Origin of the sequence: Vannielia litorea, from assembly GCF_900142295.1 — a bacterium.
In the GTDB taxonomy this organism is placed as follows: Bacteria; Pseudomonadota; Alphaproteobacteria; order Rhodobacterales; family Rhodobacteraceae; genus Vannielia; species Vannielia litorea.
Window position 1 is genome coordinate 3,482,824 of sequence record NZ_FSRL01000001.1, and the last position, 18,576, is coordinate 3,501,399.

The 18,576-nt window shown below is 68.9% G+C and carries 17 protein-coding genes; 4 read left to right on the forward strand and 13 right to left on the reverse strand.

What is annotated here, in order from left to right:
• The first annotated feature begins 84 nt into the window (after positions 1-84).
• Entirely contained in the window at positions 85-990 is a 906-nt protein-coding gene (locus tag BUR94_RS17015; protein WP_074257356.1) for a hypothetical protein, read from the forward strand.
• A 47-nt stretch (positions 991-1,037) separates the two neighbouring features.
• Here BUR94_RS17015 and trxA read toward each other — a convergent pair whose 3' ends face one another.
• From trxA to regB, 8 genes are all read right to left on the reverse strand, one after another.
• Positions 1,038-1,358, reverse strand: coding sequence for a thioredoxin (gene trxA, locus BUR94_RS17020; protein ID WP_074257357.1), 321 nt, complete (start codon positions 1,356-1,358; stop codon positions 1,038-1,040).
• A 61-nt stretch (positions 1,359-1,419) separates the two neighbouring features.
• Positions 1,420-4,773 (reverse strand): double-strand break repair helicase AddA, encoded by a 3,354-nt coding sequence (addA, locus tag BUR94_RS17025; RefSeq protein WP_074257358.1) that lies wholly within the window; start codon positions 4,771-4,773, stop codon positions 1,420-1,422.
• Positions 4,770-7,757, reverse strand: a complete 2,988-nt coding sequence (addB, locus tag BUR94_RS17030) for a double-strand break repair protein AddB (RefSeq protein WP_074257359.1) — start codon at positions 7,755-7,757, stop codon at positions 4,770-4,772. The genes addA and addB overlap by 4 nt, the downstream gene beginning before the upstream one ends.
• A complete protein-coding gene (locus BUR94_RS17035) occupies positions 7,750-8,433 on the reverse strand; it encodes a nucleotidyltransferase family protein (RefSeq protein ID WP_074257360.1) in 684 nt (227 codons plus the stop codon). Before BUR94_RS17035 ends, addB begins: the two co-directional genes overlap by 8 nt.
• Positions 8,430-9,416, reverse strand: a complete 987-nt coding sequence (locus BUR94_RS17040) for an aminoglycoside phosphotransferase family protein (RefSeq protein WP_074257361.1) — start codon at positions 9,414-9,416, stop codon at positions 8,430-8,432. Before BUR94_RS17040 ends, BUR94_RS17035 begins: the two co-directional genes overlap by 4 nt.
• Positions 9,413-9,907: a tRNA (adenosine(37)-N6)-threonylcarbamoyltransferase complex ATPase subunit type 1 TsaE gene (gene tsaE / locus BUR94_RS17045; protein ID WP_074257362.1), complete on the reverse strand. Its 495-nt coding sequence runs from the start codon at positions 9,905-9,907 to the stop codon at positions 9,413-9,415. The genes BUR94_RS17040 and tsaE overlap by 4 nt, the downstream gene beginning before the upstream one ends.
• A gap of 47 nt (positions 9,908-9,954) precedes the next feature.
• The gene (locus BUR94_RS17050; RefSeq protein WP_139301302.1) at positions 9,955-11,487 is read right to left on the reverse strand and encodes a PAS-domain containing protein; all 1,533 of its coding nucleotides are present in this window, start codon (positions 11,485-11,487) and stop codon (positions 9,955-9,957) included.
• A 152-nt stretch (positions 11,488-11,639) separates the two neighbouring features.
• Positions 11,640-13,052 carry a sensor histidine kinase RegB gene (regB, locus tag BUR94_RS17055; RefSeq protein ID WP_074257363.1) on the reverse strand — a complete coding sequence of 471 codons (1,413 nt, stop codon included), beginning with the start codon at positions 13,050-13,052 and terminating at the stop codon, positions 11,640-11,642.
• 93 nt (positions 13,053-13,145) lie between these two features.
• Between regB and BUR94_RS17060 the strand changes: the two genes are divergently transcribed.
• From BUR94_RS17060 to BUR94_RS17070, 3 genes are all read left to right on the forward strand, one after another.
• On the forward strand, positions 13,146-13,763 hold the full coding sequence (locus BUR94_RS17060) for an SCO family protein (RefSeq protein WP_074257364.1): 618 nt from the start codon (positions 13,146-13,148) through the stop codon (positions 13,761-13,763).
• An 81-nt stretch (positions 13,764-13,844) separates the two neighbouring features.
• The gene (locus BUR94_RS17065) at positions 13,845-14,399 is read left to right on the forward strand and encodes an ActR/PrrA/RegA family redox response regulator transcription factor (RefSeq protein ID WP_074257365.1); all 555 of its coding nucleotides are present in this window, start codon (positions 13,845-13,847) and stop codon (positions 14,397-14,399) included.
• On the forward strand, positions 14,399-14,728 hold the full coding sequence (locus tag BUR94_RS17070; protein ID WP_074257366.1) for a hypothetical protein: 330 nt from the start codon (positions 14,399-14,401) through the stop codon (positions 14,726-14,728). Before BUR94_RS17065 ends, BUR94_RS17070 begins: the two co-directional genes overlap by 1 nt.
• Before the next feature lie 21 nt (positions 14,729-14,749).
• Here BUR94_RS17070 and lpxK read toward each other — a convergent pair whose 3' ends face one another.
• From lpxK to BUR94_RS17095, 5 genes are all read right to left on the reverse strand, one after another.
• Positions 14,750-15,721, reverse strand: coding sequence for a tetraacyldisaccharide 4'-kinase (lpxK, locus tag BUR94_RS17075; protein WP_074257367.1), 972 nt, complete (start codon positions 15,719-15,721; stop codon positions 14,750-14,752).
• Positions 15,721-16,929, reverse strand: a complete 1,209-nt coding sequence (locus tag BUR94_RS17080; protein WP_074257368.1) for a hypothetical protein — start codon at positions 16,927-16,929, stop codon at positions 15,721-15,723. The genes lpxK and BUR94_RS17080 overlap by 1 nt, the downstream gene beginning before the upstream one ends.
• A gap of 24 nt (positions 16,930-16,953) precedes the next feature.
• The gene (locus BUR94_RS17085) at positions 16,954-17,196 is read right to left on the reverse strand and encodes a DUF4170 domain-containing protein (protein ID WP_074257369.1); all 243 of its coding nucleotides are present in this window, start codon (positions 17,194-17,196) and stop codon (positions 16,954-16,956) included.
• A gap of 84 nt (positions 17,197-17,280) precedes the next feature.
• Positions 17,281-17,487, reverse strand: a complete 207-nt coding sequence (locus BUR94_RS17090) for a Sua5 family C-terminal domain-containing protein (protein WP_074257370.1) — start codon at positions 17,485-17,487, stop codon at positions 17,281-17,283.
• A gap of 84 nt (positions 17,488-17,571) precedes the next feature.
• On the reverse strand, positions 17,572-18,519 hold the full coding sequence (locus BUR94_RS17095; RefSeq protein WP_074257371.1) for an L-threonylcarbamoyladenylate synthase: 948 nt from the start codon (positions 18,517-18,519) through the stop codon (positions 17,572-17,574).
• Positions 18,520-18,576 lie beyond the last annotated feature (57 nt).

The following is an 18,576-nucleotide window of genomic DNA, read 5'->3' on the forward strand; positions in this document are numbered from 1 at the left end:
CGTCCTCCGTTTTGAGGGAGATATTGGCGGGCAGCCGTGGGTGCAACCCTTGCGGGGAGGATAGACGCGGCCTAGCCTCTGCCCATGGGACGGGAAACGCTGCGGATCTTGCTGGATGACCCCAGCCTTCAACGGGTGCGCGCGGGCAGTTTCAACTTTTTCAACCGATTGATCGGGATCGTCGAAAAGCGCGGCTGGGCGGTGGAGGTGATGGGCAATTCGCTGGCCGACCGCGACGCGGCCGTGCGGCAGGGTGGCCCCACGCTGGTGCACATGGATGCGCCGCCCCATGACGGCGCCTTGTGCTGCCGCCGCGCCTATCTGGGCGCCTTCTGGCGGATCGAGCGGAGCCATGAGCGCTGGGCCTGGCCAGTGGCAAAGGCGGAGTTCGACCCGATGGCGGTGGATGGCGAGGCGGCGGAGCGCTTTTTCGGCAACTGGCGCAACTGGAATTTCGACAGGGGCCGGGACGTGGGGGACGACGGCTTTGTGCTGGTGCCCTTGCAGGGGCGGTTGCAGGAGCATCGCTCGTTTCAGGCGATGAGCCCGCTGGAGATGCTGGACTGCCTGCTGGAGCGCACCGACCGGCCGGTGGTGGCAACGCTGCACCCGCGCGAGAGTTACAGCGAGGCGGAACTGGCCGCATTGGCTGCGCTGGCAGAGCGGCACGCCCGGCTGGAGGTGGCGCAGGGCGTTTCGGACATGCTGCTGCGGCGGTGCAGTTACGTTGCGACCCAGAACAGCTCGCTGGCATTTCAGGGCTATTTCCTGGAGAAGGCGGCTATTCTCTTCGGGGAGATCGACTTTCACCACATTGCCGGGTCGCTGCCGCGCGACGGCGTGGAGGCGGCCTTTGCCCGGTTGGAGCAGAGGCCCGAGTTTGCCCGGTACCTGCATTGGTTCCTGACCGGCGACACGGTGAACGCCGGGCAGGACGAGTTTGACGAGCAATTGCCGGCCAGGCTGCGGACGTTCGGCTGGAACCTGTGAAAATGGCGCCCGGGGGCGCCATCTTGCAGGTCAGCTCTTTCGCGGGATCAGATCGACTCTTCGATCCAGCCCTTCAGCGAGGCCTTGGGAGCGGCGCCGGTCTTGTTGGACACCACCTGACCGTCCTTGAAGAGAAACAGCGCCGGGATGCCGCGCACGCCCATCTGGGCCGGGGAGTTCGGGTTCTCGTCGACGTTGACCTTGACGATCTTCACCTTGCCGTCGAACTCTTCGCTGAGCTCTTCGAGCGCCGGGCCGATCTGCTTGCAGGGGCCGCACCACTCGGCCCAGAAATCCACCACGACGGGGATATCGGATTCCTTCACCTCGGTGGTGAAGGTGTCATCGGTCACGGCAACGGTCGCCATTTCGGCACTCCTGATGATTTTGCGGTTCGGGTGGGGAAGGTAGGAGCGGTGTGGGGGTAGGTCAAGCAGATGCGGTGGCCTTGAGTGCATTCGTCACAAGGTCGTGTGGCAGCAGGTCGAGCCTGGGCAGGCTTGTCCAGAGCAGGGCAGTTTGCACGCCATGCTGCGGATAGACCTGCGAGAGCGCGGAGGCATAGGCGCCCATCTGGGCCAGAAGGCCGGTTGGCGTGTCTTCGATCCGGACGGGCACGATGACGTTGGATTTGTAGTCGATCGCCAGCACGGTGGTTTCGGTCACGATGAGGCGGTCGATGATGCCCTGCATCGGCTGGCCGTTCAGCTCGGGCAGCTGCGCTGAGATCGAGACTTCGACCAGCGCCTCGCCGGAGAACCAGGGCGCAAGATCGGGCGCGTCGAGCACGGCAAGCGCCTCGTCGATGACCTCGGGATCGGAAGCAGGGGCATGGGAGGCGAGCAGTTGCGCGGCGCGGCTGGCGCGATGCTCGGGCGCGACGGCGGGAAGATGCTCGAGCAAGAGGTGCAGGGCCGAGCCGCGGGCCATGGCATCGGGGTTGCCCGCCCCCTCGGCCGGCAGGGTCTTGGGGCCGGGAAGCGCGGAAGGTGACAGGATCTGCGCGGGGCGGGCCGGGCTGGGCACCGGTGCGAGGGCGAAGGCGGGCAGGGTGATGCCGGTGTCGGACATTGCCCGGGTCTCAAGCTTGTCCGCACCCTCGGGCCGCGCATTCTGGTAGCGCTTGCCGGCGCCGAAGGGAAACAGGTGGGTGACGGCGCCCACACGCTCAAGCGCCGACTCGGTCCGGCGATACCAGTTTTCCTTGTCTTCCTTGGCCTCGCCCGCGCCGCAGACGATGAGCCATTGCTCGGCGCGGGTCATGGCAACGTATTGCAAGCGCAGGCGCTCCTCCTCCTGCCGGGCCTTCAGCGCCTCGAGGTGGGGGAGGATATCGGCCGGGGTGTCGGGCTTGGAGGGCTTCCAGAGCGGTGACATGCCCTCCAGCAGTACCGCGCCATCCTCGCGTGGCGGAACCCGGTCACCGCTCTCGGCGAGGATCACGATGGGAGCCTCGAGCCCCTTGGCACCGTGCACGGTCATCACCCGGATCGCGCGGCCTCCGCTCTCCTGCCCGCGCTTGATGTCGATCTCGCTCGCCTCCATCCAGGCGAGAAAGCCGGTGAGGCTGGGCGTTTCGGCCTGTTCGTAGCCGAGCGCGGTGGACAGGAGCAGGTCGATGGACTCCTCGGCTTCGACCCCGAGCCTGGCCAGAAGGCGCGGTCGGCCCTCGTGGTGGGTCAGGATCCGCTCGAGCAACTCGTAGGGGCGCAGAAAGCCCGCGTGGTTGCGCAGGTCGGTCAGGATGGAAAGCGCGGGCTCACCCGCCGCGCCGGAGTGGCGCAGGGCCTCCCATAGCTTGCCGTCGCGCGGTTGGGCGAGGCGGTAGAGCGCATCTTCGCTCCAGTCGAAGAGCGGCGAGCGCAGGGCGGCGGCGAGGGAAAGATCGTCATCGGGCGTGTCGAGAAACGAAAGGAGCGCGAGCAGGTCCTTGACGGCCATGGCCTCGGCCAGCTTGACCCGGTCGGCGCCCGCAACCTCCAGCCCCGCCGCCTTGCAGGCGCGGATCACCTCGTGAAAGATCAAGGCCCTGCGCTGGACCAGGATCAGGATGTCGCCATCGGTGATGCGCCGCGGCGTGTAGGCGCCATCGACATGGTCGAACAGTCTCTCTTCCGCCTGCATGCGCACGATCTCGGAGGCGATCCGCTGGGCGAGTTGCACCTGCGGATCGTCGGCTGCGACCATGTCCACCGGGTTGAACCACGGCGTGTCATCCTCCGTCTTGGGCGGCTTGGGGATGAAGGGCCAGAGATCGACCCGCCCCGGCATGGCCTCGTGAAAGGCAATATGGGTGAGGGCGCCGCCCATGGCGCGGGGGTCGTGGGGAAAGGCCTCGTCGACCACGCGCAGGATGGGCGCGGCGGAGCGAAAGGAATACAGCAGCTCCCGCCGTTGCGGCGGGGCCCCGAACTGGGCGAGGCGCTCGGTGAAGATGTTTGCCATGCGCTCGAACCCGTCAGGGTCGGCGCCCTGGAAGCCGTAGATGGATTGCTTCTTGTCACCGACCACGAAGATGGTGCGCTCGCCCGCCTCGCGGCGGCCGCTGCCGGAGGAGATCTCGCGGGAAATCAGCTCGATCACCTGCCATTGGGCGGGGCCGGTATCCTGGGCCTCGTCCACGAGTATGTGGTCGATCCCTCCGTCGAGCCGGAAGAGCACCCAGTCGGCCACGCCCTCGTTGGTCAGCAGGTCGCGGGTCTTGAAGATGAGGTCGTCGAAGTCGAGGTCGCCGCGGGCGGCCTTGGCGGCCTCGTAGGCGGGCAGGAAGGCCTGAGCAAAGCGATTGAGCGTGTGGGAGCGCTGGGCAAGGCGCAGCTGCTTGGCGCGATCGTGCACGTCGGCGACGCGGAGCATGAGGGATTCGAGCCGTGCGAGCAGATCGGGCGGCAGCTTCTCGCGGGTGGCCTTGGTGGGAAAACTGCCGATCCGGGCGGCGCCGGCGGACTGGCCGGACTGGCCGACCAGTCGCTTGTCGAGCACCGCAAGGGCGGCGAGACGGTCGGGCGGAAGATCGGCCAGTTCGGCACCGGCCTTGGCATCGTTGGAGCTGCCGGCGAGGAGAAAGGGCACGACGGCAGAGAGCAGCTCGTCTTCGCCACCCAGGAAGACTTCGGCGATCAACTGTGCATCGCCATAGCCCTGCGGGAGGCCAAGTTGGGCTGATATGGTCTCGAAATCCACCGCATCCGCGAAGGCCTCGCGCTGACCTGCAAGCCGGGCACAGAAGCTCTCGACCTCGAGCCCGGAGAAGAGCGCGGCGAAGGCATCAAAGGTTTGGGGGTCAGACTCGGCCACATGGTCGAGCGCCTCGCGCAGCCGGGCCTTGGCGGAGAGGTCGTCGAGTTCGGTGAAGCCCGGCGGCACGCCGGCCTCGAGCGGAAACCGGCGGAGGGTGGCGGAGCAGAAGGAGTGGATCGTCTGGATCTTCAGCCCGCCCGGCGTTTCGATGGCCCGGGCAAAGAGACGGCGGGCCTTGGCGAGCCGATCCGGGGTGGCGCCGGGTTCGCCGACCGAGGCGAGCGCCTCGCCCAGCTTGTCATCATCGAGCATGGACCAGCTGCCCAGGCGGGCGAAGAGCCGGTTCTGCATCTCGGCCGCGGCAGCCTTGGTGAAGGTGAGGCAGAGGATGTTCTGTGGTGCCACGTCGCGCAGCAGCAGACGCGCGACGCGGTCGGTCAGCACGCGGGTCTTGCCGGAGCCGGCATTGGCGGAAAGCCAGGTGGACAGGTCGGGTTCGGCGGCCTGGATCTGGGCGGCGCTGGCGGGGTTGGGGGCGTTCATCGGCCTACCGGAATGGTTTCTGGGCGGGCGGTGTCATCCCACTCGCCGTAGCGCGAGAGGTGATCGTAGTCGCCCGCGTAGGAGAGGTGTTGCGGCGCGCGGCGGGCGGTGTAGCCCTTGCTCTCGTTCTGATAGCTGCGGATCAGGTTGGCCAGGTCGAGAAGCATGGCGTGGGGGCGCCAGAGGCCATCGATCTCGAGCGGCTCGTCGCGGGAGTTGGCGGGATTGCCGAGCGAGATGTAGCCGACTCGCGCCGCACGCTCGGCCCCGAGGCCCGAAAAGCCACCCGCCTCGGCAATGGCGGCCTCGAGCAGGAGCTGCTTGTCGAAGGCCTCGACCTCCTTTTCGCTGGGTGGCTTCGTGTTGGTCTTGTAGTCCAGCACGGCGCAGCCGCCGGTGGCGAGGCGGTCGATCCTGTCGGGTTTTGCGGCGACGATAAAATCAACGTGTTGCAGTGGAACAGAGCCTGTTTTCTCGATGATGACGGGCGTGCCCTCGGCCTGAAGCCGGGCTTCGTGGCGCAGGAGATCGGGGGTTGCCGATGCGAGGCGGCCGAGCCAGAGGCGGCGGGTGGCGGGCCAGGGCACGTGGCTGGCGATGACATCGGCAGCGAGGGACAGGAAGGCCTGCGCCACCTCGTCCGGCGGGCCGGTAAAATCGAAGCGCTCGAGCAGGCATCGCTCCATCACCGCATGCAGCACCGTGCCGCGCATGGCTGCATCGGGCTCGGGCGCGCGCGGGCCGAGGCGGCGCAACTTGAGCACATGGCGGGCGTAGATGGCATAGGGGTCGCGGATCAGGGTGGAGATGGCTGTGACAAAGAGCTTGCGGGGGCGCACGCCTTCGGGCGGCGCGGGGGAGGGGCGCGGCGCGGGGAGAGATGGCAGGGGCCGCGCGGAATGGCGGGCGAGGGCATCGGCCAACCTTTGCAGGCGCGCGCCGCGGGCTTTCATGGCGTCGAGGGCAGAGGCGCCCTGCGGGCCGAGGCCGGTGAGGAGGTTGGTCAGCCGGTTGAGCCAGCGGGAGGGGACGGTTTCGGCATCGGCGCTGCGTACGCTGCGGCTCAGCACCACCTCGGCCGCGCCCAGCGCCTGCTGGAAGTCATGCGCGGCCAGCCCGACCCGCCGCTCGGGGAGCAGCATGCCGGCCTCATGTCGCATGGCGCGGTTCATCCAGGGATCCTGTGCGGGCGTCGCGGGCCAAGTGCCCTCGTTCAGTCCGGCGAGGATGCAAATATCGACGATCCGGGTGCGGGCCTCGATGGTACCCCAGATCGCAACGAGCGGGTGCGATACGGGTGCCGTTCGCACCTCTTTCTCAGCCAGAAAACTCCGGATCAGGGTTAAATAGTGACTATTGTTGACCTCCCCGCCCAAAGGGGCGGCCTCGCGCAGCTCGGCCATGGCCTGGGTGGCGGCCTGTCCAGGCTCTTCGAGCCAGAGGGCGCCGGAGCCGATCTGCCCGGGCCCGGCGGCGAGCGCTTCGGCCAGGGTGACATGGGCGGCGATGCGCGCCGCAAGCGTTTCGGTGACGGCTCCCGCAGCGCGCTCCAGCAGGGTCGCGAGCCACTCGGCCCAGGCCTGCCGCGCCGCGCTCGTCGTTCTGGACGCGAGCCAGGCTTCCAGCGTTGCACGATCGAGCCTTGGGGCGCCCCTGTGGCGGGCCCAGGTTTCGAACTCGCTGGTATTGAGCAAGTGGGGCCCGCGCTGGCCGGGGCCGGATGCTGTGAGCGGGTGCTTCAGAAGCGACAGCGCCGGGGCGAGGTCTAACGGCCGGCCAAGCAGGGCGGCTGTTTCGATCAGAAAACGGCCGGGCGCGCTTTGATGCAGCGGCAGACCGGCGGAATCGTCAGGGACGATCGACCAGCGGGCGAGCGCGGCAGTGACCTGGCGGGCGAGCGTGCGGTCGGGGGTAACCAGCGCGGTCGATTTGCCGGCCTCGACGGCCTCCCGAATGGCGAGCGCGATCGCGCCGGCCTCGTGGCGCGGCGATTGCGCCTCGATCAGGGTCAGACTGCCGGTGGCCGCGGGAAGCGTCTCGGTCAGCGGCGGGCCATCGCGGCGCCATTGGTCGGTGACGGGGGCGGGCCGGAGGGCGAGGGAGACGAGGCGATTGCGGCTGGGGGTGGCAGGCAGAAGCTCGGCCCAGTGGTGAATGTCTCTCGGCTCGAGACCGAGCCGGGAGAGCAGGGCGGCAAAGCGATACTGCGGGTGGTCCTCTTCTGGCGGACGTTTGGGGTTGGTCGCGGAGGCGAGCAGGTTCTGCCACACGGCCTCGGGCATCTCATGGTCGACTCCCGGGAGCACGACGGCCCCCTGCGGAAGGCGCGAAACCGCCTCCATCAAGAGCCGCGTGGTACCGCGGGAGCCGGTGGAGCCTGCAACGATCACCGGGTCGCGGGGCGAGGTCTCATGCCAGAGGGCAAGCAGGGCCGCGAGGGCATCGCGGTTGAGGGCCGCATTACCGCGAAAAGCGTCACTATCCTGCCCCGAGAGGATGGAAATCATCGACAGGCTGCGGGCCCAGTGGGCGGAGTGTTCGGCCACGTCGAGCGTGGCCAGGGAGGCGGGATTCACACCCTCGTCATCCATCTCCTCGAGAAGGGCCGAGAGGCTGGTGGCGAGGTCGAAGGCGGCGGCGGGGGGCGCGAGGTCGGGTTGCAGCTCGATCAGCCGCAACACGGCCTGGCGCAGTTGCAGCCGTTGCCCGAGCGAAGAGGCGGCCGGCTTCAACCCGGCGAGGCGCGGGTCCGAGGCAAGATCGGTCACCAGCAGGATGCGGGGCAGCAAGCGGGCGGGGCCCTGCGCGAGGCGGTCGAGCAGGTGGCGGCGCATGCGGGTGGTGTTGACGTAGATCGTGACCCGGCCCCAGGCCTCTGGCGGCGCTCCGTCGAGCCGCGCCTCGAGGCCGCGCAGGAGCGCCTCGGAGAAGTCGGCTCCGATGGGCGTGGAAAAGAGCCGCGGCCGGTCTGAGGGGTCAAACACCGGGGGCCTCGGCAAGAAGGGACTCGGCCTCGGCGATGCCGTCCGGGTGGCCCACGTCGCACCAGCCGCCGCCATGGATCACCCCGAAGAGCCGCCCCTGGGGCTGCATCCGGTTCCACAGCAGGTTGAGCGAGAAGGCGGCCTCGGGAATCGCAGCGAGACCGTCCGGCTTGATGATCTGGGCGCCGGAATAGACGTAGCCGGGGCCACGGGAGAGGCGGCCTGCGGTATCGCGCGAAAAGTCGCCCGTGCCGGCGTAACCACGCGCATTGGCGACCGGGATGAGAAGGAGGAGCGCGTCCATCGACGCGGGGTCCCAGGCGGCGCGAAGCGTGTCGAGCGGGTTGGAGCCTGTCCAGACGGCATCGGAGTTCAGGGTGATGACGGGGCCGGGGCCGAGCTGGGGCAGGGCGTTGCGAAGGCCGCCGCCGGTGTCGAGGATCCGGGGCTCATGGATCACATGCACTGGGCGGCCTGCGAGATGGGCGGCGATCTGCTCGCCGAGGTAGTGGCTGTTGACCACTACGCGGGAGAGGCCGCCGGTCAGCGCGAGCGCGTGATCGAGCAGCGGCTTGCCCGCCACCTCGACCAGCGGCTTGGGCCGATCGTTGGTGAGCGGGCGCATGCGGGTGCCAAAGCCCGCCGCAAAGACCATCGCCGCATCGGGGCCGCTCATGCCGCCACCCGTCGGATCCGGTCGAGCCGCTCCGGCGTGGGTTCCGGTATCGCGTCGAGCACGACGTCTCGCAGGTTCTCGAGCGTGGGATGCGCGAGATCGGCGAGCAGCAGGGACCAGACGCGCGGCATGAGCTCGAGGTAATGCGGCTTGCCGAGCCGGGTGCAGAGCCGAGCGAAGATGCCGAGGATGCGCAGGTTCCGCTGGGCGCCCTGGGCAGCGAGGGCGGCGCGGAAACCGGCCCCATCATGGCCGGTTGCGGCGAGATAGTGACGGATCGCGGCCTCACGCACCGGACCGGCCACGTCGCGCCGGACATCGCCGAGCAGAGAGGCGAGGTCGTAGGCCGGATGGCCGGCGAGGGCATCCTGAAAGTCGAGCAGGCCGACACGGGCGGCGCCGGCACGGTCAGGCAGCCAGAGCAGGTTTTCGGCGTGGTAGTCGCGGTGGATCATCACCGGGGGCGGCATGTCGGAGGCGAGCAGGGCCTCCTCCAGCGCGGCGGTCAGGTGGTGCCATTGGTCGTGCGTCAGGGGCACACCGGCGGCGGTGGCGTAGAACTCGGCGGCCGGGGCGATCATCACGGCCATCTCGGCGGGGCCGTAGGGCTGCAGGCCAGCGGGCAGGGGGGCGGCGTGGAGGGCGACAAGCACATCGGTCGCGGCGAGATAGAGCGCCTCCTCCCGGCTCGGGTCGGTGGAGGAAATGCGGGCGATCAGATCGTCGCCAAGGTCTTCCATCAGCACCAATCCATGCGCGGGGTCGGCGGCGAGGATGCGGGGAGCTGAGAGACCCTGGGCCGCGAGATGGGCAGCGATGGACAGGAAGGGCGCAACGTTGCCCTCGGGGTCGAGCATGAGAACCGCGCGCTCGTTGCCCCTGGTGAGGCGCTGGTAGCTGCGGGCGGAGGCATCGCCGGCGAGGGCCGTGCGCTGGGCATCGCCCCATCCGGCGGCGGACAGGAAGGTTTCGACACTCGTCATGCAGAGGCCTCCAGGATGCCAGACAGGCGCTCGGCCCAGGCCGCGGAGCCCGAAAGCACCAGCCTGCGCGCATCGGCGGTGTCGTCGGGCTCGAAGGCGATGGTCAGCGCCGTGTCGGGCGGGGCGGGCAGGCGGTCGGGCCATTCGACAACGCAGATCGCGTCTTCGAAGGCGGCCGAGAGGCCGAGTTCTTCCACCTCGTCGGGGTCGCTCAGGCGGTAGAGATCGGCATGCCAGATCTCCCCGTCAGAGAGGGTGTAAGTTTGCACGAGCGTGAAGGTGGGCGAGGGCACATCCTCGACTTCGCCTGTGCGGCGCATCCGCCAGCGGATCAGGGCGCGCGCGAAATGGCTCTTGCCGACGCCAATCGGGCCGGACAACAGGAGAACGTCGCCCGCATCGAGCAGAGGCGCGACGGCCTCTGCAAGGCGGGTGGTATGCTCGGGCGAGGCGAGCGAAATCTGGAGCGGAAACGAAGCGGCACGGGTCATCGCGGCCAGAGTATCCGCCCGGCGGCGCAGGGCAAGGCGGAAGCGGATCAGACGGCCTGGTGCTGGCCCTTCCTTGGGGCCGCCGCAGGGGTTGGTGCCGCGTGCAGGGTGAAACCTGCGAGCGTGTTGCCTCCGGCGACGGGGGAGAACCTGCACTTGACCGTGCCGTAGGCGGCGCTCTCGATATCGACGTGCCATGCCCGCCGGTCGGACTGGCCGGACAGGAACTTTGAGACCCGCGTCCAGAGCGCATTATTTTCGGTGAGGGCGGACCAGTCGCGCACGGCGTCCTGAACGCTCACGTCGGAGAGCGAGCCGACGAGATCGCAACTCCAGAGCTCCTGATAGGCGCGGTTGCAAAGCACCATCGAGCCGGTGTGCGAGAAAACCGCGATGGCTTCGTCGAGACTGTCGACCACGGCCTGCCCCATTTCGAGCTCGGAGCGAAAGCGGCGGGTGAGCGACATCTCGGCCGAGATATCCTCGAACAGGAAGGCCACCGCGCCGTCCGGATGCGGTTGCCCGGTCACCCGGTAGGTCTGGCCGTTTGGCAGCGACCAGATTTCCTGGTGGATTCCCTCGGAGGCGGCCGATTCGAGCTGGGCGATGCTCGCCCGCCATGTCTTGTAGTCCTTGGGTTCCGGCATGCGCTGGGCCTCGCGCAGGCGGTCGAGAAAGGCCACCAGCGTGGGACGGGACGACAGGAATTGCGGCTCGAGCGCGGACAGGTCGGTGAGGGCCGGGTTGAACAGGGCCAGCTGGCGGCCCCGGTCAAAGACGGCGAGACCCGTGGGCAGGTCGGCAAAAGTCTTAGTGAGGGTTTGAAGGAACTCCAGGCGGGACCGCTCGGCCTGCACGAGCCGGTCGGCGGAGGTGGCGAAGACCAGCGCCTCGGCCCCCATCGGCCGGGTGATGCAATCGTACCAGACCACCTGTTCGATGAAGGGGATCGAAACGGAAACCCGGTGCACGACGTCGACCTCGCCATCGTGGAAGGTGTGCGCGAAGGCGCGCGGCAGGGGCCATGCCAGAGTGGTCCTGTCCGGGTGCATCCGGTAGAGCAGGTCGATGTAGGCGCCGTTCGCCCATGTGACGTTGCCCTCCTCGTCCTCGCGCCAGGCGAGCACGGGCGCATCGTCGACCACGGCGCGCAGCACGTCGAGCTCCTCAGCCATCGCGGCCACGGAGAAGCTGTCGTATTCGGCGGGCTCGATATCGTCGCCCTTGTGCAGCGAGAACCGGGCCAAACCCTCCTTCCACTCGCCTTCGAGCCGCGCAGACCCGTCGCGGGCATGCAGCTCCATTGCGCCCACCTCGGCCAGCCGGGCGACGCGGCTGCCGATATCGGGGAAGGAGCTGGCCAGAAGGGCGAGAAAGCGGGGCCAGTGCGGGAGGGTCTCGGGCCCGGTGGAGAGAAAGCTGCGGGCCTCGTCGGTGGCATCGACCAGCTCTTCGTCTTCGAAGAGAAAGGTCATCTCTTCGGACTCACGGGCCAGCCTGTCCCAGGTTACGCGCCGCCGGGGCTGAAAATGGCCAATGGCCATCAGTGCAAGCAGCGCCGTTCCGAATGACGTGGCCACGAGAACCAGCGCAAAAGTCCATGACAGATCGCTCAATCCACCAGCCTCCCCCGAAGGCTCCGCAATGCTTGCGACCAGAAGAGGGGAATTTGGTTAACCAGCCGTTAATGCCGCGTGCATGGCGGCAACAAACTTGCTGGCAGGCGCGCGTGTCAGGCCTCGATCGGGCGGTTGCTGCCCAGCGCCGCGCGGGACTCGCCCTCGTGCGGCACCAGCCGGTCGCGGGGCCAGGTGACCTCGACGATCGCCCCGCCCTTCTCGGGGCGTTCCTCGGGGGCAAGAAACGGATCGGACCCGTTGGCGAAGGTCAGCTCCGCGCCGATCCGTTCGAGCAGGGTCTTGGCGATGAAGAGGCCCAGGCCCATGCCCTCGTATTCCGGGCGTCTGCGCGGCTCGTCGGGCGACCGCCGCCGCCGGACGAAGGGGTCTCCGATGCGGCCGATCAGATGGGTCGGGTAGCCTTCGCCATCGTCGATGACCCGAATGGTGATGCTCTGGTTCGTCCATCGTGCCTCGACCCAGACATTGGCGGCGGCAAAATCCACCGCATTCTGGATCAGGTTTCGCATGCCGTGGATCACCTCGGAGCTGCGGCGGATCTCGGGCTGGCGCTCATCGCCCGACGGGCCGGGGTGGAGATCGAAGTGCACGCGTTTGCCGCGACCGAGGTGAGGTTCGGCGGCTTCCTCCAGCACGGTTTGCAGCGGCGCGGTGCGCATGTGCAGGTCGTCCTTTCCGGCCCGGCCCATCGAGCGAAGGATCTCGCGGCAGCGGTCGGCCTGCTGGCCGATGAGGCGCGAATCCTCCAGGAGGCTCTCCAGATCGGCATCGCCCTGGATCTCGTCGACCATTTCGGAACTGACGAGCTTGATGGTGGCGAGCGGCGTTCCCAGCTCGTGCGCCGCCGCGGCGATCACACCGCCCAGGTCGGTGAGCTTTTGCTCGCGGGCGAGAGCGAGCTGGGTGGCCAGCAGCGCATCGCCCATCGCCGCGATCTCGGTGGTGACCTTGCGGGCATAGAGCGCGAGGAAGGACACACCGATGACGATGGCGATCCATGACCCGAAGAGAAAGATCGACGGCACCCGCAACACGAAGCCCTGCACCGTGCGCAGCGGGAGATAGTGGAACGCGACGAATGTGACGATCCCGATGGCCACGGCGCCGACGATGAGCACCGCGTTCAGCCCCAGCGCCGTGGCGGCGATGGTCACCGGGGTCAGAAGCAGGAGGGCGAAGGGATTGTGCAACCCGCCGGTCAGGTAGATCAGCAGGCCGAGCTGGGCGAGGTCGAAGACCAGCATCAGCATCGCCTCGCCCTCGTTGAGCCGCCGGTTGGCCGGGTAGATGAACATTGCAACGAGGTTGGCGATGACCGACAGGCCGATGGCCAGCACGCACAGGCCGATCTCGAGCTGGAGCCCGTACCAGAAGTGCGCGGCGGCGATGGCGATGCTCTGCCCGGCCACGGCCACCCAGCGCAACACGATCAGGGTGCGCAGCCGGATCCAGTTGGCGCGGCGCGGGTGCTGGAAAACGATGTCGGACGGACCAGTTTCGGACATGTGACTTGCGGTTCGGGCCTCCGGTGTGACAGTCGGCCCCATTGTTAGCCCGGCGTCGCGCGGTCAGCAAAGGGCAACGAGAAGGAGCGGCAGATGCGGACGAAAGCATGGGCGGGCGTGGCGGCGGTGGCGATTGCTGCGCTGATTGGCGGAACGGCCTGGTTTGTTTATCCCGGAGCGCCGGAGGACCCCTTTGCCGCCTGCGACGGCGGCGCCAGCGCGGCGGCCATCGGCGGACCGTTCGAACTGGTGAATGCCGCGGGTGAAACGGTGACCGATGCCGAGGTCATCACCGAGCCGTCGCTGATTTACTTCGGATATACCTTCTGCCCCGATGTCTGCCCGCTCGATACCGTGCGCAACGTGGAAGCGACTGACATCCTCATGGAGCGGGGCTACTCGGTCACGCCGGTGTTCATCAGCATCGACCCGGCCCGGGACACCCCCGAGGCGGTGGGCGATTATGCCGCCAACATCAGTGACAGGATGGTGGGGCTGACAGGCTCGCCCCAGCAGGTGGACGCGGCCTCGAAGGCCTATCGGACCTACTACAAGGCGCATACCGACGACGACCCCGATTACTACCTGGTCGATCATTCGACCTTCACCTATCTCACCTTCCCCGAAACCGGCTTTGCCGGGTTCTTCCGGCGCGAACTGAGCGGCGAGCAGCTTGCGGATGCGGTGCAGTGCTTCCTCGACGCGAGGTAAGCGCCTGTGCGGAAAGGCTTGTCGCGGATTCCCCCCGCGTATAGCTTTGTCTGACAGGGGAGCGACCAGCGGAGGACGCGCGTGGCCGAGCGGGATCTCAACGAGATCGGGAAGGACAAATCCCTTCTTATCGTGGATGACGACGAGCCGTTCCTGCGGCGGTTGGCACGAGCGATGGAGAAACGCGGATTCGAGCCGGAGATGGCCGAATCCGTCGCCGCCGGGAGGGCGATTGCGACCGCCAGGCCCCCTGCCTATGCCGTGATCGACCTGCGCCTCGAAGATGGCAACGGCCTCGATGTGGTGGAAACGATCCGGGAAAAGCGGCCCGACGCCAAGATCGTGGTGCTCACCGGCTATGGCGCGATTGCCACGGCGGTTGCGGCGGTGAAGATCGGGGCGACCGACTATCTCAGCAAACCGGCCGATGCCAACGAGGTGACCGCCGCCTTGCTGGCCACGGGCGACGAGCTGCCGCCGCCGCCGGAGAACCCGATGAGCGCCGACCGGGTGCGTTGGGAGCATATCCAGCGCGTCTACGAACTCTGCGACCGGAATGTGAGCGAGACCGCGCGACGGCTGAACATGCACCGTCGGACCTTGCAGCGCATTCTCGCCAAGCGCTCGCCCAAATAGTGCGCGGACTGCTGCTTCCCCTGCTTCTTGCCGGCTGCGTCGCCGCGGGAGACGGTGCCGCACCGCCTGCGGGCAAACCCCTGGGTTACGAATTGCGCTCCACCGGAGTGGGCGTGCCCGGCTCGCCGCAGGAGGTGAGCTTCGACCGGGTCAATCCCGGCGCGACGATCGCGCTGCAAAAGCTCGCCGGGCCTGTTGTGACCGAGGAGCCTTGCGGCAACGGCATGGCGCTTGTGGGCTTTCGTGATGGCCTGACGGCTGTGTTCAGGGCACGCGAGTTCGTTGGCTGGACCGCGCAGGACCGGTCGGCGGGCATGACCTGCACCTGATCGGCCTGCGATGCGCTGACATCAGAGCTTTGACAGGGCCGCGTCGAGCGGGGCCCAGTCTGCGAGGTCGAGGCGGACGGGCACTGTGAGCACCTTCTGGCGGAACTCGGCGGGCAGGCGCACGGCGTCCTTTTCCGTCGTGACCAGTTGCGCACCGAGCGTGGCCGCCTCCAGCTCCAACCGGGCCATGAGCGCGGGCGTCAGCGGCTGGTGATCGTCGAGCGCCTCGCCACGGATGAGGTTGGCGCCCAAGGCGCGCAGGGTGCTGAAGAACTTCTCGGGGTGGCCGATGCCGGCGAAGGCGAGGGTGGGCAGGCCCTGCCAGTCCATCCCGGTCTGCAGCGGCGCGAGGTGACCGGTGAGGTGAGGCATGGGGATCGCCGCGCCCCAGTCGGCGGCAAACCTCTGTTGAGCAGCCTCGGGACCGATGGAGAGCAGCAGGTCGGCGCGGGCCAAGCCGGCCGCGACGGGCTCGCGGAGCGGACCGGCGGGCAGGCAGCGGCCATTGCCGAAACCGCGATGGGCATCGACCACGACGATGGACAGGTCCTTGGTGACGGAGGGGTTCTGGAAGCCGTCGTCGAGAATTACCACCCGTGCCCCGGCGGCCTCGGCGGCGCGCACGCCGGCGGCACGGTCCTTGGCGACCCAGGTGGGGGCGAAGGCGGCGGTGAGCAGGGGTTCGTCGCCCACCTGCGCCGCATCGTGACCGCGCTCATCGACCTGCACCGGCCCCTCGAGGCTGCCGCCGTGACCACGGGAAACGACGTGGACGCCGGGGATGCGCTGGGCAAGTGCGATGACCGTGGGCGTTTTGCCGGTGCCACCCGCGTTGATGTTGCCGATGCAGATCACCGGAATGGAGGCGCGGTAGCCCGCGCGGGTGAGGCGGCGCGCCGTGGCGCGGGCATAGAGCGCGCCGAGAGGTGCGAGCGCACGGGCCTGCCATGCGGGTGCGTCGGGCGGCGTGTACCAGAAGAGCGGAGCGCGCATCAGATCGCATCCCGGGTGTCGAGCAGGGTCGCGAGATGGGCGGCAAGCCGTGCGATCACGGCGGCGCCCTCGGAGATTTCGGTCCAGGCGGCGGCGGCCAGTTCGGCGGCACGGTCGGGAGCCAGAAGCTCGGCCACCGCAGAGGGCAGCGCCTCGCCATTTGCCAGGGCGCGGGCCGCCCCGGCCCCGGCGAGGCGTGCCATGATCGCGGCCTCCTCGCCACCGCCGTGCGGCCCGAAGGTGATGGCGGAGCCCAGCGCGGCGGCGGGGGCGGAGGCCTGGACCGGCCCGCCGGGCGTGAGGGTGCCCCCCAGAAAGCAGAGCGGCGCCAGTCGAAACCAGAGCCCGTCTTCCTCGGGGGAGAGCCTGTCGGTGACATAGACCTCCGTTGTGTCGAGCGGCTCCTCGCCCCGGGCCCGGAAGGCGGAGGTCAGGCCCTGCTCGGCGAGCTCCACGGCGAGGGCATCGTCATCGGGGCAGTCCGCGCCGGGCACGAGCAGGAGAATGGCACGATGGGCGATTGCCAGCGCGGCGCGATGGGCCGCCAGCACATGGCCCAGCTCTTGCGCCAGCGGTCGTGCGGCGAGCCAGACGGGCCGCGCCGAGAGCCGCTCGGCTAGGTCGGCCCGGTCGCTCTCGATGCAGGGTGGCGGCGCGGGTGGGGCGACGAGCGGGCCGGTCAGGCGGATGCGGGTGGGCCCGACACCGGCAGCGCGGGCCGCCCCGGCGGCGGCGGCACTGCCGACCCAGAGCTCGGAAACCAGCCGCAGGGCGGCGCGGGTGGCACGATTGGCGCCCGCCAGCCCCTCCTCTCCGGGAGCGACAAGGGTTGTCGGGCAGGCGGTGCCCATGGCGGTCAGCAGGGCGATATCGCGGGGCGTGCCGACCCAGAGCGCGATATCGGGGCGCCATTCGAACAGGAAATCACGCAGCCCGGCCCGGCCGGGCTCGGGCGCACGGCGATAGAGCAGCTTGGCATCGCCGGAGAAGTCGGGCTGTTCGGGGAGACCGGTGACAAGCAGGGAGACCGGATGAACCTCGGCAAGGGTGCGCCCGAGATCCTCCAGCGTGGCGGGGCTGCAGCCCTCGGCCACGTGGACCCAGACCAGCCGACCGGGAGGGCGCGTCTTGCCCGCTGCCGCGCCGGCCGCAGGCTGGCTGCGACCGGTCAGACCCGCGAAGGCCCGGGAGAGCGGAAAGCGGCTCATGCGGGGCCGGGGGCGGGTCGGGGATCAGCCCAGCTCTTCGGTCGGAGAGGCCTCGGCCTCCTCGTCGCGGAGCCGGTGGATATGGGCGATGTAGTAGCGCATGTGGGCGTTGTCGACGGTGCGCTGGGCCGCGGCCTTCCATGCGTCGAAGGCGGAGGCGTAGTCGGGAAACATGCCGACGATGTCGATGGCGTCGACATCCTTGAAGGCGCTCCTCGACGGGTCGATCAGCTCGCCGCCGAAAACGAGGTGCAGGCGTTGGGTCATGGGCTTCTCCGAGGTTCCGGGCCGGTTGCGGCCGAGGGTAGAGGATTATGCCGGAGGGTTGAAGAAGGGTTGCGCCCTGCGCCCTCAGCGTGGCGCAGCGGCACGGGTGAGCCGGTCGTTGATGGCGAGGCCAAGGCCGTGCTGCGGAATGGGTGCCACGGCGATGGCGGTGCCCGGTTGCGCGTCGAGCGCGTGGAGCATCGAGAAGAGATTGGCGGCGGCTTCGCGCAGATCGCCCGTCGACGGGTCGATCAGCTCGCCGCCGAAAACGAGGTGCAGGCGTTGGGTCATGGGCTTCTCCGAGGTTCCGGGCCGGTTGCGGCCGAGGGTAGAGGATTATGCCGGAGGGTTGAAGAAGGGTTGCGCCCTGCGCCCTCAGCGTGGCGCAGCGGCACGGGTGAGCCGGTCGTTGATGGCGAGGCCAAGGCCGTGCTGCGGAATGGGTGCCACGGCGATGGCGGTGCCCGGTTGCGCGTCGAGCGCGTGGAGCATCGAGAAGAGATTGGCGGCGGCTTCGCGCAGATCGCCCGCAGCGGAGAGGTTGGCGGCGGCCTCCGGGTGACCGGGGCCGAAGGCCAGAAAGAGCGCACCTTCGGGCGGCGTGGTCACGTTGAGCAGGACCGGCTTGGCCGGCGCGTAGTGCGAGGAGAGCTGGCCGGGCGCGCTTGGAGCGGTGTCGTTGGTCGGCGCGTCATGGTTCAGTGGTGCGCCGAGGGCGTCCTCCAGCGCCTCGACGGGCAGGCCACCCGGGCGGAGCAGGCGCGGCGTGGGGCCGGAGCAATCGACGATGGTGCTTTCGACCCCGACCTCGGCCGGGCCGCCATCGAGCACGGCGGCGATGCGGCCCGAGAGAGCCTCGGCCACATGGGCGGCCGTGCTGGGAGAAATCCTGCCGGAGGGGTTGGCCGAGGGCGCGGCAAGCGGGCCGTCGAAGGCGGCGAGCAGCGCCTGGGCGAGCGGCAGCGCGGGAACGCGCAGCGCCACGGTCTGCAGCCCGGCGGTGACCAGCGGCGAAAGGCCGGCCTCCGGGCGGAGCGGGACCACCAGCGTGAGCGGGCCAGGCCAGAACGCCCGGGCGAGGCGGAGGGCTTCTCCTTCGATCGCCCCGATTGCGGCAGCGGCTTGAAGCGAGGGCAAGTGGCAGATCAGCGGGTTGAAGCGGGGGCGGCCCTTGGCCTCGAAGATCCCGGCCACGGCGGTGCCGTTGCGGGCATCGGCGGCAAGGCCATAGACCGTCTCCGTGGGTATCGCCACCAGAGCGCCTGCCCGCAGCAGCTCCACCGCGCGGGTCACGCCTGCCTCGCCCTCCAGCCGTTCGGTCATGCCGTTTCCCCGTGACGCCGCGTTTTGCGCCCTCCCTCTTGGGCGCGGGTGCCAACT

Coding starts and splice junctions, on each gene's coding strand:
- BUR94_RS17035 (WP_074257360.1), bottom strand. CDS start 8,433: ATGAGCGGCCCCGATGCGGCGATGGTCTTTGCGGCGGGCTTTGGCACC.
- addA (WP_074257358.1), bottom strand. CDS start 4,773: ATGAACGCCCCCAACCCCGCCAGCGCCGCCCAGATCCAGGCCGCCGAA.
- regB (WP_074257363.1), bottom strand. CDS start 13,052: ATGTCCGAAACTGGTCCGTCCGACATCGTTTTCCAGCACCCGCGCCGC.
- BUR94_RS17095 (WP_074257371.1), bottom strand. CDS start 18,519: ATGACCGAACGGCTGGAGGGCGAGGCAGGCGTGACCCGCGCGGTGGAG.
- BUR94_RS17085 (WP_074257369.1), bottom strand. CDS start 17,196: ATGACCCAACGCCTGCACCTCGTTTTCGGCGGCGAGCTGATCGACCCG.
- BUR94_RS17060 (WP_074257364.1), top strand. CDS start 13,146: ATGCGGACGAAAGCATGGGCGGGCGTGGCGGCGGTGGCGATTGCTGCG.
- trxA (WP_074257357.1), bottom strand. CDS start 1,358: ATGGCGACCGTTGCCGTGACCGATGACACCTTCACCACCGAGGTGAAG.
- BUR94_RS17040 (WP_074257361.1), bottom strand. CDS start 9,416: ATGACGAGTGTCGAAACCTTCCTGTCCGCCGCCGGATGGGGCGATGCC.
- BUR94_RS17090 (WP_074257370.1), bottom strand. CDS start 17,487: ATGACCCAACGCCTGCACCTCGTTTTCGGCGGCGAGCTGATCGACCCG.
- BUR94_RS17015 (WP_074257356.1), top strand. CDS start 85: ATGGGACGGGAAACGCTGCGGATCTTGCTGGATGACCCCAGCCTTCAA.
- BUR94_RS17080 (WP_074257368.1), bottom strand. CDS start 16,929: ATGAGCCGCTTTCCGCTCTCCCGGGCCTTCGCGGGTCTGACCGGTCGC.
- tsaE (WP_074257362.1), bottom strand. CDS start 9,907: ATGACCCGTGCCGCTTCGTTTCCGCTCCAGATTTCGCTCGCCTCGCCC.
- lpxK (WP_074257367.1), bottom strand. CDS start 15,721: ATGCGCGCTCCGCTCTTCTGGTACACGCCGCCCGACGCACCCGCATGG.